Here is a 25087-nt window from a genome sequence, read left to right as displayed (position 1 = left end):
TACCTTGTACTTCGTTCCCCGCCGCAAGGACGGTGAAGTGACCGGCGTCGCGACCGTCGTGCTGCCGGTCGCGGGGAAGTCGCGCATCCTGGGCGTCACGTGTTCCACGGACGAGACGATCCGGCTGTTCGACCTGGAGACCGGCAAGGCGGTCGGGCATCCGTTGGGCGGCATCCGCATGCTGACAGGCGGCGGCTACTGCCAGATGCCGGCCATCACTGCCGGGTTGCCGACGGGCCGCAGCGTCGTCGTCACCGGGTGGCCGGCGCCTACGGACAGCACCGCTACCACTCGCTCCATGTCTTCGCCTCGAAGGACTGGAACGTCAGCATGCAACTGCTCAATGCACCGGTGTTCGGAGCGCTCAGCGGCCATAGCGGCCCCATCCCGTTCGCTGAGATCGACCGGCTGCGCACCCGGACCCCGTGGAGGTGAGGGGCGCCACCCCGGGCCCCGGGTACCGGATCCGACGGTGGTCCAGTGATGCCGTGTCTCTCATCACCGGCTGCTCCGGCTGTAGGGCTGGAGGAGCTGGTCGACGGGCGCGTAATCGTCGGTGAGCAGTGGGGCGTTGCCGATCCAGGCCGTGAGGCCGTCGCCTGTGGAGATTCTCCAGCCGGTCTTCCGGGCGTCCAGTGCTTCCTGCACCGCGCGCAGGTCAATCGTTCGGTCGGAGGCGACCATCACCAGGTTGCCTCCCTCGGGGGTGGCGCTCGGGTCGAGACCGATGTCACCGGGTTCGCCGAGAAGGGCAACGTGCTCGAACGTCTCGCTCAGCGTGGCTGCTTCGGCACGCGCGAAGGCCAGATCACCGTGATCGATGAGGTTGGCGACGTACAGGCCGTCCTCGTCGAGCACCCTCCGCACATCGGTCATCGCTTCCACCGTGGTGAGGTGCCACGGGACGCTGACGCCGCCGAAGGCGTCGCCGACGACGAGGTCGCGGCTGTCGGTGTCGAGTCGCCGCAGGCCCAGGCGGCCGTCCTCGGCGCGTACCTCGATACCGTGCTCCGGCCTCAGACCGAGCTGGTCGCGATCGATGCGTACGACCCCACTGTCGATCTCTGACACAAGACTGCGCGTTCCGGGGCGCGTGGCCGCGAGGTAACGGGGCAGGGTGAGTCCGCCGCCGCCCAGGTGGTGAGCGGCAAGCGGCTCCCCTTCGGGAAAGGCTGCATCGACCACCGACGCGATGGCACGCACGTACGTGAACTTCAGGAACGTCGGGTCGTCGATGTCGACGTAGGAATGTCGCACGCCGTCCAGGACGAGGGTGCGGCCGCTGTCCCGGTCGGGGTCGGCGACAACCCGTGCACAGTGGTACCTGGTTTCGATGTCGCAGCCGCCCGGCGCGGCCATGGTGCCGAGGCCTCCGGCAACGACCACCAGCGTCAGGGCAGGGGTGCCGCTCCATCTGCGCATCCGCCATTCGAGCAGCGCCGAGCCGACCACCAGCAGTGTTCCCAGGCCGATCAGGATGCCGCTGACCGGTAATCGCGACACGAGGACGAAACCGGTCAGGACGGTACCGAAGATGGCACCGACGGTTCCCACGCCGGACAGCCGGCCGACGACCGTTCCGGTTTCGGCGAGGCTGGTGAGGCGCAGCTTGGTCACCATGGGCGTCACCGCGGACAGCAGAGCGCCCGGCACGAGGATGGTCAGCGACGCGATCAACAAGAGCACCGCGGGTGCCCACTCCGCAGTGCTGCGCAGTACGGCAGGGGTGAGCGCCACGACCGCTCCCGACACTCCCAGCGAGGGGCCCAGGAGCCGGCGCGGATCGACCTGATCGGCTATGCGCCCACCCAGCCATGAGCCCAGAGCGATCGCTGTGAGGGCGATGCCGATCACCATGGTGCTGGTCTCGAGGGTGAGGCCGAGGTAAGGAGCCAGCAGCCGCAAGGCGACGATCTCGACCACCAGGACTGCGGCCGAGGACCCGAACACGAGCGCGGCGGCACCACGCGGACCCAGGCCGTGGTTTCGAGGCGCGCCCTCGGCAACAGGCGAGGAAGGCAATCCGGTCACGGGCGACATCCTTCCACGCGACTCGTCGGCCGAGCGCTCCGGCGAAAATCCGGCAGCCTTCAGGGTGACCGACGAGGTGCCGCATGGGATGTGCTGCCGCGGCAGCCCTGGTCAAGCTTCCGCTCGCCGGCGCCGGCGTCCTTCGCGTCGAAGAGGCGGGCCGCGTAGTGGGGTGGCGGGACGAGGGTGAGGTGACGGATGCGGGCGTGGACCTCAGGTGAGGTGGTGGCGACCCAGCGGTTTTCGCGGGTGGTTCGGTCACGACGGCCTCGCCCGCCCGCCCCTCCGGAATCCATGACTGCACACCGACACCGCGGGTGACGCGGGCCCGCGCGTCTGCCGAGGATCGAGCTACTGCTCCGGAGCCCCGGTGTGCCGGTAGCGCACGGCGAGGGCCGCGATGTCGTCGTCGAGCCGTCCGCCCGCGTAGTGGAGCAGGTCCGCGTGGAGCCGGTCCAGCAGCTCGCGGGGCGGCGTCCGGTGGTGCTGCCGCGCCCAGGCTGCCAGCGGGAAGAACTCGCCGGCCCGGTCGCGGGTCTCCGTCACGCCGTCGGTGTAGAGCAGCATCTGGTCGCCCGGGACGAAGGCGGTGGTGTCCACGTGGTAGTGGTCTCCCAGGAGGGCGGAGAGGTTGAGGGGGGTCGAGGCGAGGGTGGGCTCGAGAACGTGGATCTCCCCGCCGCGCAGGAACACCGGTGGCGGATGCCCGCAGTTCAGGATGCTGACGTGCCCGCCACCGTGCGGGATCTCGGCGATCAGGGCGGTGGCGAAGTGCTCGATCTGATCATCGGCGGGGACCGCGGCGCTGTAGCGGGAAACGGTGATCTGAAGCCGGCTGATGACGGCCCTGAGGTCGGGCTGGTCGTACGCGTTCTCCCGGAAGCAGTTGATCACCGCGGAGGCGACCCCCACCGCCGACAGGCCCTTGCCGCGCACGTCGCCGATGAGCAGCCGGACGCCGTGCGGCGTGTCGGCGACCTCGTAGAAGTCGCCACCGATCCGGGCCTGCTCCTGGGCCGCCAGATACAGCGACTCGATCTCGACATCCTGGACCCGGTGCGGCAGCGGCCGCAGCAGCACCTTCTGCGCCGCGTCGGCGACGAGCCGGACCTGGAAGAGCGTCTCCTCGCGCTGGAGTCGCAGATGGCTCGCGTACGCGGCCGCCAAGGTGACGGCGGTGATCGCGGCAGCCGTGTACGGCGTCCCCAGATCGGAGTAGATGAAGCTGAGACCGATCATGACCAGCAGGCAGAACGTCCCCAGCAGGACCGTCGGGAGTACGGGCCACAGTGCGGCGGCGAGGGCGGGCGCCGCGGGCAGCAGGCGGCTGAAGGCGATCTCCCTCGGTGTGGAGGCCGCCAGGCCGGTGATGAGGACGGTGACGAGCACGGGTGACAGCAGCACGGCTTCCCGCTGGCCGCCGCGGGGAAAAGGACGGCGCCGGAGCCTTCCTGAACTGATCACAAAAGGGATCCTATCGGGATGATGCGGGCATCGATCCGCGACAGCGCAGGTACTCGTGTCCGGTGATCAGCTGCTCGTACGGTTCTCCGGCGCGGCCGGACGGCAGCTCACGGGCCTTCCCGGCCCGTCGTGGGGCCACGAGGGCGGGTTCCCCGTCAGGAGACCGGCGCCGCGGCCCGGCAGCCGGGGCACAGGCCCCAGAACGTGACTGCGGCCTCCTGGGTGTCGTATTCCTCCGGCAACCGCGGCTCCATGCAGGGTGCCGCGCCCACCGCGCACTCCACGTCGCGGATGGAACCGCAGGCGCGGCACACGAAGTGGTGGTGGTTGTCGTGGCGCTCGGTCTCGTAGCGGGTGGGGTGACCCGCGATCTGGGTGGATCGGACCAGACCGGCGTCCGTGAGGGCGCGCAGCACGTTGTAGGTGGCCTGCAGGGACAGGCGGCCGGTGATCCGCTGAGCGCGCTCACGCAGGGTGTCGGCGTCGAGGTGACCGCCCGAGTCGGAGACGGCCATCAGCACGGCCATGCGCGGAGCGGTCACTCGCATACCCGCCGTACGCAGCCGTTCGGCGGCCAGGGCCATCGGTTCATCGGCCGTGCCGGACGTCGTCATGCCGCATCGCCCTTCGTGTCACCGTCGAGACCGGGTGCGCAGGCATCGCCGGAGAGCTCGAACCACACGCTCTTGCCTTCGGGCCCGCCCTCACAGCCCCACCGTGCGGCCAGCGTGTCCACGAGGGTGAGTCCGCGACCGCACTCGTCCTCCGGGCCCGCGTCGGCCGGGCGGGGAAGGTCCGCGGTGCCGTCGCTGACCAGACAGCGAAGGTCGGACACCCGCTCGAGGGTGAGGCGCAGCGGGCCGGAGGCATGACGCAGTGCGTTGCTCACCAGTTCGCTGACCAGCAGCTCGGCGGTCGGTACGAGGTCGTCCAGACCCCACTGCGGCAGCACGTCACGTATGACGGTTCTCGCCGAGGAGCACGCGGTCGGCGACCACGGCAGGGACCAGGGCCCGCCCACGAACGATTCCACGCGGGCCTCGGCCGCCACACCGGACGGCGGGGCGGTAGCCGGTCGCTGAGGGCCGGGGACGGCCACATCGGCGATCGTTCCACCCGGAAGGGTTTCCCGGGGAGCTGTGCGATCCATAAGAGCGCGCTTTCGAGGACGACTGCAATCTCCCTCACGACCGTACGCCTTTTCTTGAATCGGTCAAGATTATGGATAGCAGTCTTTTTCATGATTCCGCACATTTTCTGGTGCACGTACTGCGGCGGCCGCCCCGTGGTGTCAGCCGGACGGGGTGGCGGTCGGCGGCAGGGCCAGGCCTTTGACCGCTTCCCGCGCCCACCGGACCCCGGGCCTCGGAGGCTCGCGGTCCGGCGCTGTCGCCGTGCACAGGTCGGATGGTGTCCTTCGCCGTCCGGGACATTCCAGTGAGTGGGTGCTGCTTCCGGCCACGGACAGCAGGGGTAGACGCCGGCATTGCTGGCCGGGATGCCGATCGGACCGATTGCGTCTGGCGCCTGGTCGCAAGGGATGCGCACGGCCTCTGCGTCGCGGAGGTCGGCCGACAGGGGATGGCGGTGCGGCCGTTCGGGAGCCGGGCATGGCGACTCGAGCGGGCAGAAGTAGGTGGCGGGGCCGAAGGCGGGGCTCATGACCTCGGTGGGCCGGGCGAGGAGGACGGGCCGGTCCTCGGGGACCAGGTCGGCCAGGTCGGCCAGGTCGGCCAGGTTGCAGACGCCGAGGATGCGTATGGCCTCGTAAGGACGGAGGAGGTTCGCCGGGTCCGTACCGGGTCGGAGGCGGTCTGCGACCGGCCGTGCGAGCCGGTTCCAGTACGCGGTCACGGCTGCTCGCCGGGGAGCCGAGAGGTGCGGTGCGAAGGAAAGGGAGTTGGCTGTTCCCCACCATGGCACGCGTGATCCCCACCGGACGCGGAAACGTCGACTTCGCTTCCCCAGGGCGCCATTGACGCGCGTAGCTCATTGCCGCACGCTGGGCTCCGGTTGTTGTCGACTCAACGGTCGGGAGGCCGGGATGCTCAGACGCGTGTCACGCTCGCTTCTCTCGTTTGTCATGCTCATGTCTTTCATGGTGGTCGGTGTGGGCGCCACCGCCGGAACCGCGCACGCCGACTCCTGCTACACCTGGAACCGCACCCTCTCCCAGGGATCCTCCGGCAGCGACGTGACCCAGCTCCAGATCCGGGTCGCCGGCTGGGTGACCTCCGGCGAGCGGCTCTCCTACGACGGTCAGTACGGCGCGCGGACCGCCGCCGCCGTCAAGAAGTTCCAGGCCGCGTACGGACTGAGCGCGGACGGGGTCGCCGGGCCCGCGACCTTCAGCAAGATCTACGCTCTCCAGGACGCCGACTGCACGCCCGTCCACTTCAGCTATGCCGAACTCAACAAGTGCAACTCCGACTGGTCCGGCGGCGCGGTCTCCGCGGCCACCGCCAAGTCGAACGCGCTCAAGACCATGTGGAAGCTGGAGGCGATGCGGCACGCCCTCGGCGACGTCCCGATCACCATCTCCAGCGGCTTCCGCTCCCGCGCGTGCAACAACGCGGTCGGCGGCTCCGCCACCAGTCGCCACCTCTACGGCGACGCGGCCGACCTCGTCGGCTCGCCGTCCCTGTGCCGTCTCGCCCAGCAGTCCAGGACGCACGGCTTCTCGGAGATCCTCGGTCCGGGCTACCCCGGCCACAACGACCACACCCACGTGGCCTTCGACCCGTCGCCGTACTGGTCGGCTCCCACCTGCGGCATCTGACCCACCGAGGACGGACGGAGGGCGGGCCGGGGCTCAGCACCCGATGGTGTTGACCGCCGACCCGCCCCGCATCGCCATCCCCGTCGCCGTGCCCGCGGCCATGCCGTTGTGCCCGGTACTCCGTCCCGGGCATGACGGGTGAAGGCGCGGGGGGTGATGCTCCGGGCACGGTCGGACGCGGTGCGTCCGGCCTTGCCGCCGATCAGGCGCTGGACGGTGGCCGGGGATACGGCGGCGAGAAGTCCGGCGGTGTGGATGCCGTATTCGCGGAGGGTGTCCGTCTGGCGGGGACCGACGCTGTGCAAGGCTTCGGCCGGCAGCGGGGCGAGCCGGTCGGCGGCCCGCCCGGGCTGGGGTCGCGTTGCCACGTGAGCTGGTGGCTGTCCTCGGCCCGGTTGTTCAGACCCTTGTGGGAGAGGTGCTCCACGGAGGGCATGGCCTTGCGGTGGGCGGCACCGTAAGAGCGGAGCTTGTCCGTGACGATCACCCTGGGTACCGCCCGGGCCTTCTTCATCAGACGGCGGAAGAAGCACCTGGTGGCCTTCGCGTCCCTCCGGGGCCGGAGCAGGGTGTCGAGCACGTTGCCGTCCTGGTCGGCGGCCCGCCACAAGTACTTCAGCTCGCCGTTGGTCCTGACGAAGACCTCGTTCAGGTGCCACTTGTCACCGGGCCGGGGCCGATGGCGGCGCAGTCCGTTCGCAAAGGCCTGGTCGAACTTGGCACGCCAACGGCGCACGGTCTCGTAGGAGGCGATGACGCCGCGCTGGAGCATCAGTCCCTCCACCTCTCGGAAGCTCAGCGGGAAGCGGTGATACAGCCACACGCAATGGGAGATGACCTCCACCGGGTACCGGCGCCCCTGTACGACGGCGACGTACTCCCCACGGACGATCCCCCACCGTGATCAACCAGAAAGATCATCGCGCCCTCTCAGTCGACGTGACAGCGCCGGCTGCGGTCATCAGTGCCCCGACAGTGCGGGCGGGCGGTCAGTCGGGGACGGAGTCCACGGTGGCATAGCTGGGCAGTACCTGGTCTGTGCCGGTCAGCACCAGCATGCGGCGTACGCGTTCGCCGGGTGCGATCAGCGCCAGCCGGGCGCCGGTGTTTCTGGCTGTGCGGTAGGCCGCGATCAGGCAGGTGAGCCCGGTGGAATCCAGAAAGGCGACACCGGACAGGTCCACCAGCACGCTCCGGCCGCTGGTGAGCAGCAGTGGCTGCAAGACGTCGGCGAGTCGCGAGGCAGTGTGCAGATCCAGGGCACCTTCGGCCGTGACGAGGTGTCGGCCGGCACCCAGGGGGCGGACATACACCTGGAGGACGTCCCGCTGATCGCCGGGGGCGGGTCGGTCGGTGCTCATAGCCGCTTCTTTCCACGTGGACCGCGGTTCACGGCGTCAGCTCCTGCTGGTGGCCGCCGCGCCACTCGGTGAGCAGGACGGTGGCGTCGTCGTCGAGCTTGCCGTCGTGGTGTTCCATGACGGCGGCCATCAGCCGGCGCAGGGTCTCGTGCAGGGTGTGCCGGCCGGAGTGGTGACGCAGGATGAAGTCGACGAACCGGTCCCGGCCGAACTCCGTTCCACACCTGTCGCGGGCTTCGACGATGCCGTCGGTGTAGAGCAGCAGACGGTCCCCGGGTTCGAGCTGGTCGGTGGCCATGGTGACCGGCAGGCCTAGGTCGGCGCCCATGGGGCCGGCCGGGGGGCAGGCCAGTTCGGTGGCCCAGCGGTTGCCACGGATCAGGATCGGCAGGTGATGGCCGCGGTTGATCCACGTCAGTCGGCCCGTCCCCATGTCCAGGTGGGCGAGGATGCCGGTGATGTAGCGGCTGGTGCTGAACTGCTCGATCAGGGTCTGTTCCACCTGCCGGCTGGTCTCTGCCAGCGAGGCGCCCTGCCGGCGGGCGTTGCGGCAGGCGGCCACGGCGACGTTGGCGGTGATGCCGGCGGTGGTGTCGTGGCCCATGGCGTCGAAGACGCTCAGGTGGAGGATGCTGCCGACGACCGCGTAGTCGAAGACGTCCCCGCCGATCTGGTAGGCGGGCTCCACCACCGCGCCCACGGTGGCGTTGTGGCCGGCGTAGGCAGGCGGCGGAGTGAGGTTCCACTGCATCTCCGCGGCCACGTTCATCGGCTCGGTGCGCGCCAGACGCGCGTAGGAGTCGCTGAAGGACCGCTTGCTCAGCAACAGCAGGGCCGTCATCGACGCCAGGTCGCGCAGAGCTTGCCGGATGGGTTCGTCGTCGGTGTCGGTATCGGCCCGCAGCACGCCCAGGCGCTCCACCCCGTCGGTGACGGCCACCCACCACCGCCGCCCGCCCGGACGCTCGCCCGCCCCGTCCCGTTCGGATTCGGGGAGCAGCTCCACGCGCTGGTAGGCCTGGCCGGGCAGACTGCCCGAAACGGTGAACTCCTGCCCGCCGCCCCCGGCGTCCGGCCCCTGACCGGTGAGCCGGCGCAACACCGTCTCCCGGATGTCGACCACGAAGACCGCCACGTCGTGCATGCCCGCCACGGCGGCATGCTCGGCGATCATCCCCGGAAGCTGTTCGAGCGTGGCCATATGACTGGCCTGCATCAGCCGCATCAGCGACACAGCGCTGCTCTCAGTCACATCCCTGGTCCCCTCGCCGGGCAGGCGCGCACGCCATGGGCGGATATGCCGCTTCGGGGCTCCTTCATGGCCCGCCTCTTTCATGGCTGCTCATGCAGTACCCATCCTCGGGCACCGCGCGGGTACCCGCTCCCGGACAGCACGCGCGGCCCAGCGTTCCGCCTTCTCCCACAGTCCGTCGCTCGGCGGGCGTACCGGTGCGGTGGCCTCGCCGTCACGCGGCACGAAGTAGGCGCCCCAGCCCTCGGGCTGCGTCCGCGTGCCTTTCCAGGTGTCTCTTCTTCGGTTGCTCCTGGGCCGCCGCGTTGTCACAGGTTGCGCCTGGACAGATGTCGGCCGGTGAACTGGCGGCGGAGCCGGAATCGGCCGGCGGGCCGCCCGCTTTCCGCTCCGCTCGGGTGTCGTCGGGCGGTGCTCCGAAGACGAGGGCCAGGGCCAGGGCCAGGGCCGCAGGGTGCCGGGCGCTTGCCGCAGCCGGCAAAGGCAGGCGCTGCCAGCGCAGGCTCCCCCGGGCGCCGGTGGGCTGGTCCGGTTCGGCGGGCACCCGCCAAGGCGTCCCGGACAGCCCGGTGCCGTGTGCCTTCACGCACGACACCTGTACGGTCACACCTCCGCGAAGGCTCGCGCGGCACGGTCGGGCGGCATCTTCGCCGGCTGTGCCGCCGTCCGGGGCAGGCAGCAGCGGCGCAGCATCCCGGACGACGGCACCCGGGAAGTCTGGACGTCGACGCCGACGTCCAGACCCATGCCGATCGCGGCTGCCGCGTACGGGCCGCTGTGCGAAACGCTGACCCCGGTGCGGGGAGATGCCGGCAACCGGGGCCGGCCGTTGGGCTCCGGGACGAGTGGCGACCGGGCACCCTCCTCTCCGAGCGGGCCTACGAGGAGGTGCCGCGGCAGAGCTCGGCCGGCCAGGTGCTCCCGGGCTCGCCACGAGGCCATGGCGGCGGCTGCCCCCAGTTCTTCGGGCCGTAGCCGGTCCAGGGAGGTCGTGGCCGACAGCATTTCGTCGATCGGGACCGGCGCCGCGGCCGCCTCGGCGCCGGTACCCAGGTCCAGTGACGCACGGCCGGGGTGCCGGCAGGGCCGGACACCGGCGGCACGGTGGCACCGCTGCGCACGAGGTTGGCCAGGAGCGCGGGGCCGGACTCCGCGGCCGAGCCGAGCCAGACGTGGCTGCCGGCGAGCGCGCTCAGGAAGACCTGGCAGAGGCCGTAGTCGAAGGACAGCGGCAAGGGGCGATATACGACGACGACGCCGTCGGCGCGGTAGCGCAGGCGCTCGGCGATGGCGTGGACTGCGAACAGCGTCTGCTGGTGGGTGGAGACCACGGCCTTGGGCATGGCGGTGGTGCCGGAGGCGCAGATCAGGCAGACCGGGTCGACGGGCAGCGGACCCTCGTACGTCGCGGGACCGCGGGCCGTCTCGGCGTCTTGGGTCCCCTCGGCAGCGACGGTCTTGTCGGTCGTCCCGCCGCCGTCGGCGTGTGGGTCTGCGGAGGTACAGGGCGACCGCGCTGCACCCGGCGCACGGCCAGGTAGCACTCCGTCAGGTAGCAGCGTCCTCGAACCGGTACGCAGACACACCACATTCCTCTGCACGTTCCCCCGTACGCCGACAGCCGCCGCTGCCGCTCCTTCAGATTCTGCAGCAACACACCGAAACGCACGGCAAGTTGCTGCTGCGCCCCTTCCTTGAAAGCGACATCTTGTTTCCATGCAGGCCCTGTGGAGGGGAGAAGCGCGGCAGGTCGGCAGCCAGCGCGACGCGGCGGATCGCCTTCGACCGGGTCCACGGACTCAGCTACTGCCCATGGTTGCCGCGCAACTCCGACAGAACAGCGGTCCGCGGGTCCGGCTGACCGTGGCCCGATGCGCGAGGTAGCCAGACAGCAGCACACCAGGCGGAGCGGAGTGGGGAATCACGCTCTCGCGACGGGTTTTCGTCGTCTCCGTCCTGATCCTGAGCGTCCGGTGGGCCGGATCGACGTCGTCGGTCCGTGGCGAGCACAGCTCTTCGCGCCGCAAGGCGGCGTCGTAAGCCAGGGTGAGCATCACCCGGTTCCGCACCGGCTCTTGGCGGACAACGTCCAGTCGGTCGAGTCGCTGCTGGTCACTGGGGACCCACGGCAGCTTCACCAAGCGCGGCACCAGACCGCGCTCGTGTCTTCCGAACCTGCGACCGGGTGTGCAGCGGCCGCACCCGAGTCAGGTGCGACCACATTGGTTCCGCGGCGGCTCGGCCGGGCCCCGCGCGTAGGCGTCGATCGTCCGCGAAGCCCTTCCTGGGTCCGTCCGCACTCGCAGCCGCCCGGCCGCCCGGCCGCCCGCTCAGTCGGCCCAGGACCGGCCACTTCTCCTCCAGCACCACCGCGCTGCCCAACACACCTCCTCAGCCCATGGGGACGCCGCAGGCTACGAGACACATTCTGCAGCGCGTGATCCCACGCGGCTGAGAGGAAGTCGGAGTCACCGCCCGCCACTTGATGCTGATGCCGACGAGGTAGCGCACCGCGTCGATCATCTGCCGGTCGGCCGCACTCCCGAACCGATGCGCGAGGCAGTCACACTCAGGAGCGGACGAACTGGACTCGGCGACCACGACCACGCGACACTTCGGCACAAGGGCCTCTTGCTCCTCGCTGAATTCGACAACCGCGAGCTACCGAGAGGCCCTTCTGCCAAGCACCCGCGCAGTCCGACTCCCCCGGCCCAGGCCCCTGCTCGAACCCGATCGGTTCCACGAACAAATAGAGAACGATCAGTCAGGCAGCCGGGGTGTTCAACACGTACTCGCGCGAGGCGTGGACCTCGCGGCGCAGGGCGGGCAGGTCGACGTGGAGGACGTGGCCGTTCCATTTGCGGGGTTCGCCGCCTATGAGCACGGTGCTGATGTTGCGGGCGTCGGAGCCCAGTACGACGGTGCCGATCGGGTCGTTGAGCGGCATGTTGTTGAGGTCCTCGGCCTGGATGACCAGCAGGTCGGCCTTCTTGCCCGGGGTGAGCGAGCCGGTGACGGCGGCCAGGCCGTTGGCGCGGGCGCCCTGGAGGGTGGCGAAGTCCAGGACGTCGTGGGTGGTGATGCGGCGGGGCTGCCGGTCGGTGCCGTGGGCGGCGTTGACGGCCCGCATCCGCTGGATGGCGTGCAGGGCCCGCATCTGCGTGAACATGTCGCTGGCCAGGGCTACTTCGACGTCGATGCTCAGTCCCGGGCGGATGCCGACGGACAAGGCCTCGTCGACGGCGGGGATCGCGGTCTCCAGGCCGATCTGGGCGTCGGAGGTGGGGGCCAGGGCCACAGTGGTGCCGGTCTCCCCCATCGCCCTCCATGCTTCGGGGGTCAGTCCGGTGGCATGGATGAGGGTGACGTCTGCGCTGAGGAGGCCGTCCTCGGCCCAGCGCAGGATCGCGTCCGAGGAGGCCGTGCCGAAGACCGCGTCCACGTTCACTCCGATGCCCAGGTCCTTGGCGACGCGGGCGAGGTCGGGACCGTAGGCGAGCGCCGGGCCGGCGATCTCGTCGGTGGCGAGCGTCGCCAGGCGCAGGGTCAGCAGCTGGTCGTCGGTGCTGAAGTACTGCTCCTTGAGGCGGGTCAGGTCACCGGGCCACTGCTTGTCCCAGTCGCCGAAGTGCGGGCCCATGGAGGCGTGCACGCCGCGGATGCCGGTGTCGAGGAGGGCCTCGACGGCGGCGTCGGAGTGTTCGGGGGTGCGGGAGTTGTGGGAGAAGTCGAGCATGGTCGTGATGCCGCTGTCGATCGCGGTGAGGGCGGCCAGCCTGGTGCCGATGTACATGTCCTCGGGCCGGTAGACCGTGGCGTAGCCGGCCAGGGTGGACATGACGTAGGCGCCGAGGTCGTCGACGTCCGGCATGGTCCGGCGCAGTTGGGTCTCCCAGGCGTGCCGGTGGGTGTCGACGAAGCCGGGGCTGAGGACGGTGCCGGCAGCGTCGACGACCACGGCGTCGCCGGCGTCGAGGTGGGGGCCGACGGCGGTGATGGTGTCGCCCTCGACGAGCAGGTCGGCGTTGTGCAGGACACCGAGGTCGGGGTCCATGGTGACGACGGTCGCGCCGGTGAACAGGATGCGCCGTTCGTCCGCGGGGCGGCGTCGGAGCTGTTCGAGGACGGCCGCGCCGGTGGTGTCGTCGACGTTCATGAGGGATCTGCTTTCCGTGACGTGGGAAGGGGGTGGTGGGTTGTCTGCGGCGCCGGTGCTGCCCGGTTTTCAGTCTTGGCCGGCCCGGGCCACGGCGACCAGGGCACCGTTTTCCCAGGTGTGGCGCACCCATGACCGGCCCCGCTGCTCGTGACGGGGCCACGGGGCGGCTCCGGACGGGCTGCCGGTGCGGAGAACGGCGAGTCGGTGCCGTCCGCCGGTAGGGGTGATGTCACGGCCACCGGCGGGAGGGGTCTGGTCGCTCACGTTCCCGGTTCACCGCATTCAAGAGGCTCGTCTGTCCCGGCACCCTCGTTTCGCCGCGCCGTTCCGCCCGCGATCGTGGGTGCGCGACCCCCAGGAAGTCCGCACCGGGGGAGACGGCGGCCTGGCCCCTTCCCTTCGCGGGCTCGAAAGTGGAGCCATGACCAGCAACGACACGCCCCGCGCCCCGCACCCGTACGTCGGGACGTGGGTGACCGCGGACGGATTCATCCGCCAGGAACTACTGCCGAACGGCCGCTACGACGAGGCCCGCGGAAAACGTCAGAGCGCCTACACCGGCCGCTACACCGTCACCGGTGACCACATCGACTACGTCGACGACACCGGCTTCACCGCCACCGGCGACGTCCGCGACGGTGTCCTCTTCCACGAACACCTGGTGCTCTACCGCGAGGATGACGATCGCGGCCGGCGGGGAGACGTCCCGTCGCGCGGCTGACAGGTCACGCGGGATTCCCGCCGAGGTCCGCTCCTCGTCGCGGGCACCGGCGTCAGGAGCGGGCGGCCGACGGCGCGAGGTGCGACATGCCCGCCGGCGGAACGGCTCAAGCGGCGGACGCACGCTCGCGGCGACGTCCGTGGGACGGCGACCGCTTCAGGCCGTGCCACACGGCCCGGTCGTGACATGGTCAGGGCTCAATGCGATGTGCCCTGTACTCACGCCGTCGGCCTGCCTACAAGCGGAGAGCCCTGCTCCGAACGAGCAGGAAGGGCCCGTCAGCAGGCTGGCGGACCCTTCCTGCGGGAGCGAGCCACCGCAGGGACGCCCATGAGCAGAGGCGGAAGGACACGGAGGCGGAACCGCGGCGTCGGCGGAGCCGGCTGCCGTCAGGGCCCCCTCAGCCGGGACGTTCCCGAGCTCCGCGGTCCGCACACCGCCGATCTGCGCAGCAAGACCACGCGCGGCCACAACCGGCGCGTCGCCGATCGCCTTCGCCGTCGCTCGCCCCCGCCGGCATCGACGTCAGCGGGATCGTCGTGCCTACGATCGCCTGCCGTGCCCGAGCCGTTCGCCGTCCCCGCCGCCGCGGGCAACGGGCAGTGTCATCAGCCCGCGCATGCAACGGGGCGATTTCCCGGATGCTCGCGGGCCCCTTCCACGGGCCGGTCACACGACAGGTCAGGTGTCGCTGAGAGCCAGGCCTGACTCCCGCCGTACCACCTGCCCGGATCCCCTTCGGCCGGCACCGGGCCGAAGTTCGGCGAAGGCAGCCGCGGTGGCACTCGCCGGCTCGGCCTGGTAGACGACCAGCTGCTGATGCGGGGCACCGTTGACGGTGAAGGCCGAGAACTGGATGTCCAGAGCGCCGACCTCGGGGTGTACCAGGTACTTCGCCTGTTGGGTCTTGCCCTTCACCTCATGTCGTGCCCACAGCTCGGAGAATTCGGGGCTCTTCACGCAGAGCGTGTCAACAACCTCGGCGATCCGCGGGGAGTCGGGGGCGTGTCCATAGGCCGCGCGCAGTTCGGCCACGCACGAGTTCGCGGCCTTGTCCCAGTCCCGGTAGAAGGTACGCCCGGCCGAGTCCAGGAAGACCATGCGGGCCAGGTTGTCGAACCGCTGGAATCCGCTGTGCAGGGCCGCGGCGAGCGCGTTGTGCGCCAGGACGTCCAGGGCCGGTCCCAGGACGAAGGCGGGGGTGTCGGGCCAGCTGTCGATCAGCCGCAGAAGCTGGGGGCTGATCCCGTCGTGACCGGCCGGAACGCTGCGGCGCTCCTGGGGCGCCCGGGTGAGTCTGCGCAGGTGGTCGTGCGCCTCGTCGTCGAGGCGGAGGGCGGCGGCGATCGCGTCGATCACCTGGGGCGACGGACTGGCCTCCCGGCCCTGTTCCAGGCGCGTGTAGTAGTCGGAGCTCACGCCCGCGAGCACGGCGACCTCCTCACGGCGCAGCCCCGGCACCCGCCTGCGCCCGTGCTCCGGCAGGCCCACGTCCTGCGGTTTGATGGTTTCGCGCCGTGCTCTGAGGAAATCTCCCAAAGGAGTGCTGTCACTCATGACCCCAACCTAGACGTCATCCGCTTTCCGAACGTGATCGTCTGGTTCGGGGTGGGTGAGCATGGACTCTGGCCGGTGGCGGGAGAAAGGACCGCCGCCAGCGACCTGGGTCGGAGATTCGTCGTTGGTTGGGCATGAGTCGTCCCGCTGCTGGTGCACGCCGTGCTCTTCGACTACGACTACGCGGAACAGACCGTGAAAAACGGCTCGGGCGGCGCCCGCACTCACCGCGCGGGCGCCGCCCGAAGCGACGTCGAGGGAAGCGAAAGAACTTGTTTCAGAAAGGAGTTGAGAAGGAAGCCCTTTCATGGCCTCGCCTTGGGTAAGGCTAGCACTCAGCCCGGGATCAAGTCGCGCAGATTCTCAAGGGTGATGACCCGGGAGTCCGGGTGCAGTCCTTCGGGACGTTCGAGACCGATGTACATCACGGGTTCGTCCGGGACCGGCCCGCCGTCCCACAGTTCCACGGCCGTGGTGTCGCCGGACATCAGGTCGATCAGGTACCGCACCGTCAGATGCTCGCGCTCCACGACGGCGCGCACCACCTTGGACACCGACACCTGGTTCTCCTCGACCCGGTTGGCCGACGAGATGCCCTTCAGATACAGGTGCAGCCACTTCGCGTGCCACCGGCCGTCGTCCCCGCGCCGGAACACCAGTGGCAGCGCCACTCGGCCCACCCCGCGAAGCTCCGACTTCATGCGTACCGTGCGCGGCTCGAACGGCCGGCCTCGCTGCTCACCGTCGCGCAGCATGAAACCGAAGAACGACTCCTCGACCTCCTCGAAGCCCTCGCCCGCGTAGATGTTGACCTGCGGAACGACGAATGCGCTGCGTACCCGGTCCAGGGACAGGTTGATGAATTCCGAGGCCCCGTCGGGTGCTTCGGTGACATCTCCCGAGTGCTCGCCCCCGACAGCCTTGAGGGACGTGTAGGAGAGCCAGGAGTCGGTGCTGTAGTCGGCGTGGAGGAGCAGTGCCGAGAGGTCGTAGTCGGTCCGGTGCCCGGTCTCCTTCCAGTACACGAAGAAACGCAGTTGTTCGCCGTCGACCGCCGAGAGTGAACCTCGCGGCAGTACGCCGAGCCCGGCCGCGGTCGCCCTGCCGCTGAGCGGGAGCGCCACGTCGAGGATGTCGGGGCCGAGCAGCAGCCGGCCCGGTACCGGGAGCCTGCGGCGCATCTCGGCGTCGAGGGCGCCGATCAGACGATCGCGGTCGGCGGCGGGCACCGGCCGCCGGGCGTCGGGGGCGACCCAGCCACGGCCCCGGCGATTGACGAAGATCCGGGGCTCGCCGGTCTCACTCTCCCGGTTCTGGAAGTGCTCGCGGACCGAGAGCACGACCCGGCCGGAGACCTCGGGAGCGACCCGCACCGCGGCGGCCACCACCGCGTCCCGCTGCTCCTGGTCGGCGGCGATGCGCAGCAGGAGGTCCAGGGCGCGGAACAGCTTGCCGGGCGCGGACTTCAGCAGTCGTACCGCGCCGAGGACGTCGAACTCGTCGAGCAGCTCCTCGACACGGCTGTCGAAGGACCGCGCCTCCTTCTCGCCCCGCGCCACGGCGAACACATCGGCGGCGTGCGGCCAGCGCGGGTACTCGTGCGGGTGGAGACGCTCACCGAGCCGCTTGAAGGGCTCGCGGTGCGCGTGCACGTCGGCCAGTTTGGCGGGGTTCGCCGCGACCACGGCGTCGAGGCCCGCGAGCAGCGCACGGCGGGCCGGCCGCGGGAGGACCCGGAACCGGGTCGGCTCCTGCAGCGTCACGTCGCCGCCCGACAGCGCGCAGGCCAGCCGCAGCACATCGGTGACGGTGTCCAGCAGGAGGTCCGCGCCGACAGCGAGACGGGCCTTGTTGACGACCGCCCGGTTCTCCCGGACCGGGATCGGCTCCGGCTGGGGACCGAGCGCGCACCGTTCGGCGAGGATCCCGAGGTCGCGCAGGTGGTCCTCGCCCAGTGGCGTCGTACTGCCCGCCAAGGCCAGGTACAGGTCCGTGAGTTCGTCGTCCAGGTCCCGCCCGAGGTGCAGGACGGTCACCCGGTCGCCCGCCGAGGCGATCAGCTCGTCCTGCGCCGCGAGCATCTCCTCGTAGGTGTGCTGGTAGCGGCCGTACGTGGGGAGGCTGAGCAGGTCCAGCACCCCGTGTGCCAGCTGCGTCAGCACGTTCTTCCGCGACGTGTCGTCGACGAGCGCCTCCGTCACACACCGCATCCAGAACTCTTCGGTGTCCGGCACGTTCGCCGGAAAGTCGATGAAGTACGAGTTGTGCCGGACGTGGTCGCCCACCATCTCGCTCACGGTGCGCAGCGTCCGCTTGGCGGTGTGCACGACCGCGGCCTCGGACAGCCCGGACAGCCGCTCCAGCAGCTTCGCCGAGAGCTTGAAGCCCACGGATGCCAACGCCGCGTCGAACTGCCGTGCGGCGGTGGCTCCTTCGCCCGCGGAGCCCTGGGGGGAGGGAAGGCGGTGGGTGTGCCGGATGACCAGCGATTCGAGACTGTGCGCCATTCGGGGATGATCGCAGAGGTGTGCGAGGCGGTGCACAGGAGTTTTCGTGCGCGCTCCGATGTCGTGATCACACCCGTTCCTCGGGTGGAGGGCCTGCTCTTCGGTTCAGGTCGAGTGGCGGCGGCCGTCGGCCTCGAAGAACGGGGCCGGCCCGGACCACCGCCGAGTACGCCGGTACCCGGCCTGGTGCCGGCCCATCATCCTGGCCATGGCCGCCGTCTGCCTGACAGTCGTTCGGACCAGCACCGGTGAAAAGGGAGGAGACGGCCGCGGCCTGATCCGGTTGAGTGTGAACGAGATCTGCTGCCTGCCGAGCAGGTTCGTTCACACCGCCCGGTACGAAGCCGGTCACTTCCTGTGCCGGTCTCGCCGGTCTCGCCGGTCTCGCCGGCGTCGCCGCTCTGGCCGTGTGCTGCGGCACCGGTCGGCGGGTCCTCGGCGGCGTGCTGCTGTGCGTCCCGTTGATCGAGGTCGTGCTTCTGGGGACCACCGTCCCCGGTATCCAGGTCGGTGCGGAGCCGCTGCCGCGTGGCGCCCTGGTCTTCGGCCTGGTGATGTCGTGCGCGAGGCGGCGAAGTCGACTGTGTGGGCCCGTACAAGCCCCGGGCAGGAAGAGTGACGCAGGCCATAGCGACACACTGTCCGATCGGTCAGTTCTGACCGATCGGACAGTTATGGTTGGGTCATGGCACGCTCCGCCTCCGCCATGCGCGGTCAGATCCTGGAGTCGGCACTGCGACTGTTCGCCGTGCACGGCTTCCGCGGCACCTCGTTGCAGGACATCGCCTCTGACGTGGGCTGCTCGAAGGCGTCACTCCTCTACCACTTCGCCGGCAAGGAAAAGATCTTCACCGAACTGCTGACCCCGGCTCAGGACGCCCTCGCCGCGCTGCTCGACCGCGTGGCCGGGCTGGAGGGCGGCCGGCTGGTGGAGGAGACCGTCGTCGGATACGTCGACCTGACGCTGCGGTTCCGCCGCGAGATCCGGCTCCTCTTCGAGGACATCGCCGAGATGTCCTGCCACCAGGACCTCAACGTCATCGAGTTGGCGGACCGGCTGCTGGACGCGCTGGCCGGCCGCTCGCAGCACCCGCCGGCCCGGGTGGCGGCGTGGATGGTGCTGGGCGGTGTCTTCATCACCGGTGCCACCGATGACGAGGTGGCGCCGGACGAGGTGCTGCGTGCCGAAATGATCCGCAGTGCGCTGCGGACGCTTGACCACACCCCCAGTTGACCCCCTAACGGAAAGACCCCTCTTCCATGGCGACCTTGCTGTACCGGCTCGGGCGGTTCTCCTTCCGCAGAAGAGGCCGAATAGCCGCGGTCTGGCTGCTCCTGCTGACCCTGCTGGGTGTCGGAGCCGCCGCCCTGATGGGCCCGACCAGCGACAAGTTCTCCATGCCGGGCACCGAGTCCCAGCGGGCGCTGGACGACCTCGACCGGCAGTTCCCGCAGGCCGGCGGGGCAACCGGCACCATCGTCGTCGCCGCGCCCGAGGGTGAGGAGCTGTCCCCCACCGCGGTGGCGCCCGTGGTGAAGGAAGCCTCCGAGATCGACGGCGTCACCGCCGCCATGGACCCGTTCCAGGTCGGCTCCGTCTCCCAGGACGGCCGCTACGCCCTGATCCAGGTGCAGTTCGACGAGGCTGCCGACGAGGTCACCGACGAGCAGAAGTCGGCCTACGAGGCCGTCGGCGCCGACGCCCAGGGCCTGCGGGTCGAGCACGGCGGCGAGGTCATGGGCGGTGAGGTGGAGGTCGGCTCCACCGAGGCGCTCGGCGTCCTGGTCGCCGCGGTGGTCCTGGTCGTCACCTTCGGCTCGCTGGTCGCCGCCGGCATGACCCTGCTGAACGCGCTGATCGGCGTCGCGGTCGGCATGGCCGGCCTCTTCTCCCTGACCGGTGTCATCGAACTGACCTCCACCGCCCCCATCCTGGCGCTGATGCTGGGCCTGGCCGTCGGCATCGACTACTCGCTCTTCATCACCTCCCGCTACCGCCAGTACCTCGCCGAGGGCCTCCGGCCCGAGGAGGCCGCCGGCCGCGCGACCGGCACCGCCGGCTCCGCCGTCGTCTTCGCCGGTGCCACCGTCGTCATCGCCCTGGCGGGCCTCTCCGTCGTCGGCATTCCCTTCCTGAGCGTGATGGGCCTGGCCGCGGCGGGCACCGTCGCCGTCGCCGTGCTGGTCGCCCTCACCCTGCTGCCGGCCTTCCTCTCCTTCGCCGGCGACAAGATCCTGCCGCGCAAGCAGCGCCACGCGGGCGGAAAGCCCGCCGAGGAGGGCGCCGTCACCGAGGGCTTCGGCTTCACCTGGGGCCGGCTCGTCACCAAGCTGCGCGTACCGCTCCTGGTCGTCGGCATCCTCGGCCTGGGCGCGCTCACCCTCCCGGCCCAGGACATGCGCATGGCCCTCCCGGACGCGGGCACCGCCGCCGAGGGCTCCCCCGCACGAGAGGCGTACGACCTGACGTCCGAGGGCTTCGGCGAGGGCTTCAACGGCCGTCTCATCGCCGTCGTCAACGGTGAGGACGCGCAGTCCACCGGGGCGGCCGCCGAGAAGGCCACCGCCCTCATCAAGGACACCGACGGCATCCTGACCGTGGCCCCGCCGCAACTGAACGAACAGGGCACCACCGCCCTGCTGGCCGTCATCCCCGAGGCCGGTCCGACCGCCGTCGCCACCGAGGACGCCGTCCACGACATCCGTGACCGGGTCGCGGACATCGAGGGCGCCGACATCGCCCTCACCGGCGCGACCGCCCTGGGCATCGACGTCTCGGAGAAGCTCGCCGACGCCCTGCCGGTGTATCTGCTCCTGGTCGTGGGCCTGTCCATCCTGCTGCTCATGCTGGTCTTCCGGTCGGTCCTGGTACCGCTGAAGGCGGCCCTGGGCTTCCTGCTCACCGTGGGCGCGACCTTCGGCATCACCGTCGCCATCTTCCAGGAGGGCCACCTCGCCGGCCTGGTGGGCGTCGACACCCCCGGCCCGCTGGTGAGCTTCCTGCCGATCCTGCTCATCGGCATCCTGTTCGGCCTCGCCATGGACTACGAGGTCTTCCTCGTCTCCCGCATGCGCGAGGACTTCGTCCACGGCGCCGACCCGCAGGCGGCCATGGTCAGCGGCATGGGCCACAACGCCCGTGTCGTCACGGCCGCCGCGCTCATCATGACGTCCGTGTTCGGAGGCTTCGTCCTGATGGACGACCCGATCATCAAATCCATCGGGTTCGCCCTCGCCGTCGGCGTGGTCATCGACGCCTTCGTCGTCCGCATGGCGCTGGTCCCGGCGGTGATGTCCCTGCTCGGCCGCGCCGCCTGGTGGCTGCCGGGGCCCGTCGACAAGGCCCTGCCCGACCTCGACATCGAGGGCGAGAAGCTGAACCGGCGGCTGGACGCGGAGACACGCGACGAGACCCCCGTCCCGGTCTGACCCGCGCACCGGACCGCAGTCCGGAGGACGGGGCCCGCACAGCGGCCCCGTCCTTCCTCGTTCCCCCCGCTCTTCTCGCTCTTTCCGACCTCTTCGGGGAACGCATCGTCTCCGTGATCCCGAATCCACCCATGGTCCTCGCCGAACTCCACGACAAATAGAGCGCTTTGCCCTGCCGCTACCGCTCCAACGAGAGCACGGAGACCCTCGGTGAGGCGTGGAACACGGGTCACGTGTTCCTGGCACACCGCAGGATCGCGTACACGTCCTCCTCGAACCGCAGGCGTCGGACGGGCAGGCGCCGGTACTTGATCGGCAACGAGAAGGTGGATCGGGCTCCGGTGCGGTGTTCGACATCGACCATCACCGCCGTGTCCAGCCTGGGTAGCTGCCCGAGCAGGAGCGGGAGGACCCAACCCCATGTGCGCGAGTCGACCGCGTTCCCGTAGACCAAAGCGGCGCACCGGTTCGTTCCCAGCTCTTCCCGCAGGGCACCGGCGAAAGAGCGGGCGGACCGTGGACCGTCCCAGTCGACGTGCTTGCCCAGTTCGCCGAAGTCCACCTGCGCCACGACGGCGTCGTCGCCGTCACGGAGCGTGATCCACTGCATTCGGACGCCCCTTCGGCGGGTCCACATCCGGGGAGCGGCCCGTACGGCCGTCTCGAGGACACGGATGTGGTCCGCGCGCACGTGGGCTGGAAGAGAGCCGAGCTGGGCCAGGATCGCCTCGCCCCGCACCCCCATGCCCGCCCCCCAACGTGGTGTGGTCCTGATCGGCCGTAGGGTAACGCAGCCCGGATCCGGCAGGGCGCCGCGAGGAGTGCGTCGGGTGACCTGCAGGTAGTCGCGGAAGCCGCGAGAACGCAGACCTTTTCAGCCCGCGGGCTGCGGCCGGGTCGTGCGTGGCGCCGGGCAGCGCGGGTGAGGCCCACAGCAGTCGCCCGGACAGGTCCGTGAGGACCCGGACGTTCGTTCCGTGCCGCCTTGCGCACGCAGGTGTCGCCGCACCACAGGTGGGCCAGGGCCGGCAGGGCCTGCTGCCCGGGTGCCGCCGTCGGGTGGGAGACGGCTCAGTCTCCGGCGACGCCTGCGCGCCCGTTGGACCAGCCCGCGCCCCAGCCCAGCCGAAATCAGCCGTCGGCTCCCCTGCCTACAGGCGCGACGGCTACGCCACACCCACCCCTCATTCTCGTCCTCTTGACGATAAGAGGGCTCCGCATTATCGTCAATGGGACGAGAAAGAAGGAGATCCCATGGCCGACATCACCCGGCGTCTGGGCTGGCGCCACCTGCGTTCCACGCCCACGGCTCACATCCGTCACCACCGCGGCGGCAAGCTGGTGCACGACGGACCAGGACTCGGCTTCTGGTTCCGTCCGTTGACCGCCGCGCTCTCCGAGGTGCCGGTCGAGGACCGGGAGTTGGCCATGACCTTCCGCGCCCGCACGGCCGATTTCCAGGACGTGTCGGTGCAGGCGACCGTCACCTACCGGATCGGCGACCCGGCACTCGCCGCGGCCCGCCTGGACTTCTCCGTCGACCCCGACACCGGAGCCTGGCGCGGGGCCCCGCTGGAACAATTGGGCACACTGCTCACCGAGACGGCCCAGCAGCACGCGCTGGACGTGCTGGCCCGCACCCCGCTGTCCGCGGCGCTGGTCGACGGGGTGGCCGCGGTGCGCGACCGGATCGCGGCGGGCCTCGGCGCCGAGCCGCGGCTGCCGGCCACCGGGATCGAGGTGGTGGCCGTACGGGTCATGGCGGTGCGTCCCGAGGCGGAGGTGGAGCGCGCGCTGCGTACGCCCGCCCGGGAGCTGATCCAGCAGGAGGCCGACCGGGCGACGTACGAGCGGCGGGCCGTCGCCGTCGAGCGCGAGCGCGCCATCGCCGAGAACGAACTGGCCAGCCAGATCGAACTCGCCCGCCGCGAGGAACGGTTGGTGGAACAGCGCGGGGCGAACGCGCGCCGCGAGGCGGAGGAGGGCGCGGCGGCGGACCAGGTGCGTGCACAGGCCGAGGCGGCGCGCACGGTCAAGCTCGCCGAGGCCGAGGCCGCCCGTTCGACGGCGCTCGCCCGCGCGGAGGCCCAGGCGGCTCGCGAGGTCGGCGAGGCCCGGGCCGAGGCCCAGGCGGCCTGGCTGCGCGTCCACGGCGATGTCGACGTGGCGACGCTGCACGCGCTCACCGGGACACGGCTGGCGGAGAACCTGCCGCACATCGACAGCGTGACCGTCTCGCCGGACGTGCTGACCGGGCTGCTGGCCCGGCTCGGCGGCGGGGCCCGGGGATGAGTCTCGCCCCGCGGGCCGTCCTGGTCCACCGCACCACGGAGTACGAGGAACTGGTGGCCCGGCACGGCACCCATGGACAGGCCGCCTTCTTCCTCTCCTCCCGGGGCCGGGACCTCGGGGAAGTCGCCGAACGCCACCGCCGCGCGCACCGTGCGCTGGCCGAGGTGGCGGCCGCGGTCCCGCTGACCTGGCGGCAGGCCCGGGTGGAGCGGAGCGACCTGGACCGTTTCCTGTTCGCCCCGGAGGACATCGTGGTCGTGGTGGGACAGGACGGGCTGGTGGCCAACGTGGCCAAGTACCTCGCCGGGCAGCCGGTGGTCGGTGTCGATCCCGAGCCGGGGCGCAACCCCGGCGTACTGGTACGGCACCGGGCGGCCGACGCGGCGGCGCTGCTGCGCGACGCGTCCACGGCCCGGGTGGATGAACTCACCATGGTCGAGGCCGTCGCCGACGACACCCAGCGGCTGGTCGCGCTCAACGAGATCTACCTCGGCGCCGTCGGACACCAGACGGCCAGGTACCGCCTGGGCCTGGAGGGCGACGGGGGTGTCGTCGAGGCCCAGGCCTCCTCCGGGGTGCTGGTGGGCACCGGCACCGGCGCGACCGGCTGGCTCCGGTCGGTGTGGCAGGAGCGGGGCAGCGCCCTGCGCCTGCCGCACCCCACGGAGGACCGCCTGCTCTGGTTCGTCCGCGAGGCCTGGCCGTCGCCGGCCACCGGGACGTCCCTGGTGGCCGGTGAACTCGCCGCCACCGGCCGGCTGCGCCTCACCGTCGAGTCCGAACGTCTCGTCGCCTTCGGGGACGGCGTGGAGGGCGATGCCCTGGAGCTGACGTGGGGGCAGACGGTACGGGTGGGCAGGTGCGAGCAGCGGCTGCGGCTGGTGGCACACGTTCCGGGGCAGCGGTGAGTCAACGAGGCGGAACGTCAGGTGCGCAAGAGGACCGCGCCGAGGAGCCAAGCGCTACCAGCCGGACTACGGCCTGCTCGACGAAACCGTGGTCGAACTCGAGAAGCTGTTCGGCATCGTCGCGTGCGAGTGGGACGGGTTCAGGGCCCTGCTCTCCGGGGACGCGGGCCGGGGGTGCGCTCGTTGACGCCGCCCGCCACGGCGGCGTGGTAGCCGGTGCCGAAGACGTCCGAGAGGGTCGGCAGGGACGGGATGAGGACGGAGTCCGCCGCGACGGGCAGCTTGAACCGCCCTCTTCCGCCTCGTCGTCCCCGAAGCCGGCCTGCGGGTGGGCGCAGGAGACGGCACAGGACAAGCCCTGGCCGGGCGGGTCAGGACCGACTGGACGAGCTGACCGAGGAGGAGCGAGCCGGCATTGCGCAAGCCTTTTCGGCGTGGTCACTGAACGGGTGATGGTGCCTCCGGGGCGAGGGACAGCAACGTACGAGGCTCCCGTGCCGTTCACCAGGGCGCTGGAGCCGTTCTGGCCGCCGGCCCCGGTTCCCGAGAACTTCAGCCGGCACGCCACGGCTCATGCCGCCGCGGCATCGCGGGCAGGACCGGCCCGAAGGGAAGGACATGGGCAGC

General features: G+C 70.6%; 20 protein-coding genes and 1 pseudogene. 6 read left to right on the top strand and 15 right to left on the bottom strand.

Annotation, left to right across the window (positions count from 1 at the left end):
* Positions 1-498: 498 nt before the first annotated feature.
* The 4 genes from AMK33_RS26985 to AMK33_RS44960 all read right to left on the bottom strand — a co-directional run bounded on the left by AMK33_RS26985 (position 499) and on the right by AMK33_RS44960 (position 4645).
* Positions 499-2040, bottom strand: coding sequence for a fused MFS/spermidine synthase (locus tag AMK33_RS26985; protein ID WP_443030931.1), 1542 nt, complete (start codon positions 2038-2040; stop codon positions 499-501).
* A 342-nt stretch (positions 2041-2382) separates the two neighbouring features.
* Positions 2383-3435 (bottom strand): PP2C family protein-serine/threonine phosphatase, encoded by a 1053-nt coding sequence (locus tag AMK33_RS26980; RefSeq protein WP_073935550.1) that lies wholly within the window; start codon positions 3433-3435, stop codon positions 2383-2385.
* Between the two features lie 215 nt (positions 3436-3650).
* A complete protein-coding gene (locus tag AMK33_RS26975; protein ID WP_201263090.1) occupies positions 3651-4109 on the bottom strand; it encodes a Fur family transcriptional regulator in 459 nt (152 codons plus the stop codon).
* Positions 4106-4645 (bottom strand): ATP-binding protein, encoded by a 540-nt coding sequence (locus tag AMK33_RS44960; protein ID WP_107425217.1) that lies wholly within the window; start codon positions 4643-4645, stop codon positions 4106-4108. The genes AMK33_RS26975 and AMK33_RS44960 overlap by 4 nt, the downstream gene beginning before the upstream one ends.
* 894 nt (positions 4646-5539) lie before the next feature.
* On the opposite strand from AMK33_RS44960, the gene AMK33_RS26960 reads away from it, so the two are divergent.
* Positions 5540-6274: a D-Ala-D-Ala carboxypeptidase family metallohydrolase gene (locus tag AMK33_RS26960; protein ID WP_073935548.1), complete on the top strand. Its 735-nt coding sequence runs from the start codon at positions 5540-5542 to the stop codon at positions 6272-6274.
* Positions 6275-6476: 202 nt separating this feature from the next.
* On the opposite strand, the gene AMK33_RS26950 is transcribed toward AMK33_RS26960, so the two are convergent.
* The 7 genes from AMK33_RS26950 to AMK33_RS26920 all read right to left on the bottom strand — a co-directional run bounded on the left by AMK33_RS26950 (position 6477) and on the right by AMK33_RS26920 (position 13043).
* On the bottom strand, positions 6477-7166 hold the full coding sequence (locus tag AMK33_RS26950; RefSeq protein ID WP_235618221.1) for an IS6 family transposase: 690 nt from the start codon (positions 7164-7166) through the stop codon (positions 6477-6479).
* Positions 7167-7263: 97 nt separating this feature from the next.
* On the bottom strand, positions 7264-7635 hold the full coding sequence (locus tag AMK33_RS26945) for an STAS domain-containing protein (protein WP_073935547.1): 372 nt from the start codon (positions 7633-7635) through the stop codon (positions 7264-7266).
* Between the two features lie 28 nt (positions 7636-7663).
* A complete protein-coding gene (locus AMK33_RS26940; protein ID WP_073935591.1) occupies positions 7664-8860 on the bottom strand; it encodes a PP2C family protein-serine/threonine phosphatase in 1197 nt (398 codons plus the stop codon).
* A gap of 630 nt (positions 8861-9490) precedes the next feature.
* Positions 9491-9634, bottom strand: coding sequence for a hypothetical protein (locus AMK33_RS42505; RefSeq protein WP_158075142.1), 144 nt, complete (start codon positions 9632-9634; stop codon positions 9491-9493).
* Between the two features lie 131 nt (positions 9635-9765).
* On the bottom strand, positions 9766-10605 hold the full coding sequence (locus tag AMK33_RS44955; RefSeq protein WP_079194976.1) for an AMP-binding protein: 840 nt from the start codon (positions 10603-10605) through the stop codon (positions 9766-9768).
* A gap of 81 nt (positions 10606-10686) precedes the next feature.
* Entirely contained in the window at positions 10687-10941 is a 255-nt protein-coding gene (locus tag AMK33_RS44080; RefSeq protein WP_235618220.1) for a tyrosine-type recombinase/integrase, read from the bottom strand.
* Between the two features lie 710 nt (positions 10942-11651).
* Positions 11652-13043 carry an amidohydrolase family protein gene (locus tag AMK33_RS26920; RefSeq protein ID WP_073935544.1) on the bottom strand — a complete coding sequence of 464 codons (1392 nt, stop codon included), beginning with the start codon at positions 13041-13043 and terminating at the stop codon, positions 11652-11654.
* A gap of 424 nt (positions 13044-13467) precedes the next feature.
* On the opposite strand from AMK33_RS26920, the gene AMK33_RS26915 reads away from it, so the two are divergent.
* A complete protein-coding gene (locus AMK33_RS26915; RefSeq protein ID WP_073935543.1) occupies positions 13468-13767 on the top strand; it encodes an Atu4866 domain-containing protein in 300 nt (99 codons plus the stop codon).
* A gap of 681 nt (positions 13768-14448) precedes the next feature.
* Here AMK33_RS26915 and AMK33_RS26910 read toward each other — a convergent pair.
* Entirely contained in the window at positions 14449-15324 is an 876-nt protein-coding gene (locus tag AMK33_RS26910) for a helix-turn-helix transcriptional regulator (RefSeq protein ID WP_073935542.1), read from the bottom strand.
* A gap of 335 nt (positions 15325-15659) precedes the next feature.
* Positions 15660-17831 (bottom strand): TerD family protein, encoded by a 2172-nt coding sequence (locus AMK33_RS26905; protein ID WP_073935541.1) that lies wholly within the window; start codon positions 17829-17831, stop codon positions 15660-15662.
* A 685-nt stretch (positions 17832-18516) separates the two neighbouring features.
* Here AMK33_RS26905 and AMK33_RS26900 point away from each other — a divergent pair.
* On the top strand, positions 18517-19065 hold the full coding sequence (locus AMK33_RS26900; protein WP_073935540.1) for a TetR/AcrR family transcriptional regulator: 549 nt from the start codon (positions 18517-18519) through the stop codon (positions 19063-19065).
* Between the two features lie 26 nt (positions 19066-19091).
* Positions 19092-21260: an MMPL family transporter gene (locus AMK33_RS26895; protein WP_073935539.1), complete on the top strand. Its 2169-nt coding sequence runs from the start codon at positions 19092-19094 to the stop codon at positions 21258-21260.
* A 229-nt stretch (positions 21261-21489) separates the two neighbouring features.
* Here the strand turns inward: AMK33_RS26895 and AMK33_RS26890 are convergent, their stop codons facing one another.
* A complete protein-coding gene (locus AMK33_RS26890) occupies positions 21490-21870 on the bottom strand; it encodes a hypothetical protein (RefSeq protein WP_235618212.1) in 381 nt (126 codons plus the stop codon).
* A gap of 271 nt (positions 21871-22141) precedes the next feature.
* Positions 22142-22246 (bottom strand): annotated as a pseudogene (locus AMK33_RS41660) (IS5/IS1182 family transposase); the annotation flags it as partial.
* 268 nt (positions 22247-22514) lie between these two features.
* On the opposite strand from AMK33_RS41660, the gene AMK33_RS26880 reads away from it, so the two are divergent.
* Together AMK33_RS26880 and AMK33_RS26875 are read left to right on the top strand one after the other, a co-directional pair.
* The gene (locus AMK33_RS26880) at positions 22515-23552 is read left to right on the top strand and encodes an SPFH domain-containing protein (RefSeq protein WP_073935537.1); all 1038 of its coding nucleotides are present in this window, start codon (positions 22515-22517) and stop codon (positions 23550-23552) included.
* On the top strand, positions 23549-24460 hold the full coding sequence (locus tag AMK33_RS26875; protein WP_073935536.1) for an NAD(+)/NADH kinase: 912 nt from the start codon (positions 23549-23551) through the stop codon (positions 24458-24460). The genes AMK33_RS26880 and AMK33_RS26875 overlap by 4 nt, the downstream gene beginning before the upstream one ends.
* Positions 24461-25087: the final 627 nt, after the last annotated feature.

The organism is Streptomyces sp. CB02400, from assembly GCF_001905725.1.
Taxonomy (GTDB): domain Bacteria; phylum Actinomycetota; class Actinomycetes; order Streptomycetales; family Streptomycetaceae; genus Streptomyces; species Streptomyces atrovirens.
This window is presented reverse-complemented; position numbering and strand designations above follow the sequence as displayed.

Bases quoted from the DNA above. Each gene is read 5' to 3' on its own strand.
- AMK33_RS26940 (WP_073935591.1), bottom strand. From the start codon at position 8,860: ATGCGGCTGATGCAGGCCAGTCATATGGCCACGCTCGAACAGCTTCCG.
- AMK33_RS26985 (WP_443030931.1), bottom strand. From the start codon at position 2,040: ATGTCGCCCGTGACCGGATTGCCTTCCTCGCCTGTTGCCGAGGGCGCG.
- AMK33_RS26875 (WP_073935536.1), top strand. From the start codon at position 23,549: ATGAGTCTCGCCCCGCGGGCCGTCCTGGTCCACCGCACCACGGAGTAC.
- AMK33_RS26910 (WP_073935542.1), bottom strand. From the start codon at position 15,324: ATGAGTGACAGCACTCCTTTGGGAGATTTCCTCAGAGCACGGCGCGAA.
- AMK33_RS26880 (WP_073935537.1), top strand. From the start codon at position 22,515: ATGGCCGACATCACCCGGCGTCTGGGCTGGCGCCACCTGCGTTCCACG.
- AMK33_RS26895 (WP_073935539.1), top strand. From the start codon at position 19,092: ATGGCGACCTTGCTGTACCGGCTCGGGCGGTTCTCCTTCCGCAGAAGA.
- AMK33_RS26905 (WP_073935541.1), bottom strand. From the start codon at position 17,831: ATGGCGCACAGTCTCGAATCGCTGGTCATCCGGCACACCCACCGCCTT.
- AMK33_RS26890 (WP_235618212.1), bottom strand. From the start codon at position 21,870: ATGCAGTGGATCACGCTCCGTGACGGCGACGACGCCGTCGTGGCGCAG.
- AMK33_RS42505 (WP_158075142.1), bottom strand. From the start codon at position 9,634: ATGGGTCTGGACGTCGGCGTCGACGTCCAGACTTCCCGGGTGCCGTCG.
- AMK33_RS26915 (WP_073935543.1), top strand. From the start codon at position 13,468: ATGACCAGCAACGACACGCCCCGCGCCCCGCACCCGTACGTCGGGACG.
- AMK33_RS26945 (WP_073935547.1), bottom strand. From the start codon at position 7,635: ATGAGCACCGACCGACCCGCCCCCGGCGATCAGCGGGACGTCCTCCAG.
- AMK33_RS26920 (WP_073935544.1), bottom strand. From the start codon at position 13,043: ATGAACGTCGACGACACCACCGGCGCGGCCGTCCTCGAACAGCTCCGA.
- AMK33_RS26960 (WP_073935548.1), top strand. From the start codon at position 5,540: ATGCTCAGACGCGTGTCACGCTCGCTTCTCTCGTTTGTCATGCTCATG.
- AMK33_RS44960 (WP_107425217.1), bottom strand. From the start codon at position 4,645: ATGGATCGCACAGCTCCCCGGGAAACCCTTCCGGGTGGAACGATCGCC.
- AMK33_RS44955 (WP_079194976.1), bottom strand. From the start codon at position 10,605: ATGGAAACAAGATGTCGCTTTCAAGGAAGGGGCGCAGCAGCAACTTGC.
- AMK33_RS26900 (WP_073935540.1), top strand. From the start codon at position 18,517: ATGGCACGCTCCGCCTCCGCCATGCGCGGTCAGATCCTGGAGTCGGCA.
- AMK33_RS26975 (WP_201263090.1), bottom strand. From the start codon at position 4,109: ATGACGACGTCCGGCACGGCCGATGAACCGATGGCCCTGGCCGCCGAA.
- AMK33_RS44080 (WP_235618220.1), bottom strand. From the start codon at position 10,941: ATGCTCACCCTGGCTTACGACGCCGCCTTGCGGCGCGAAGAGCTGTGC.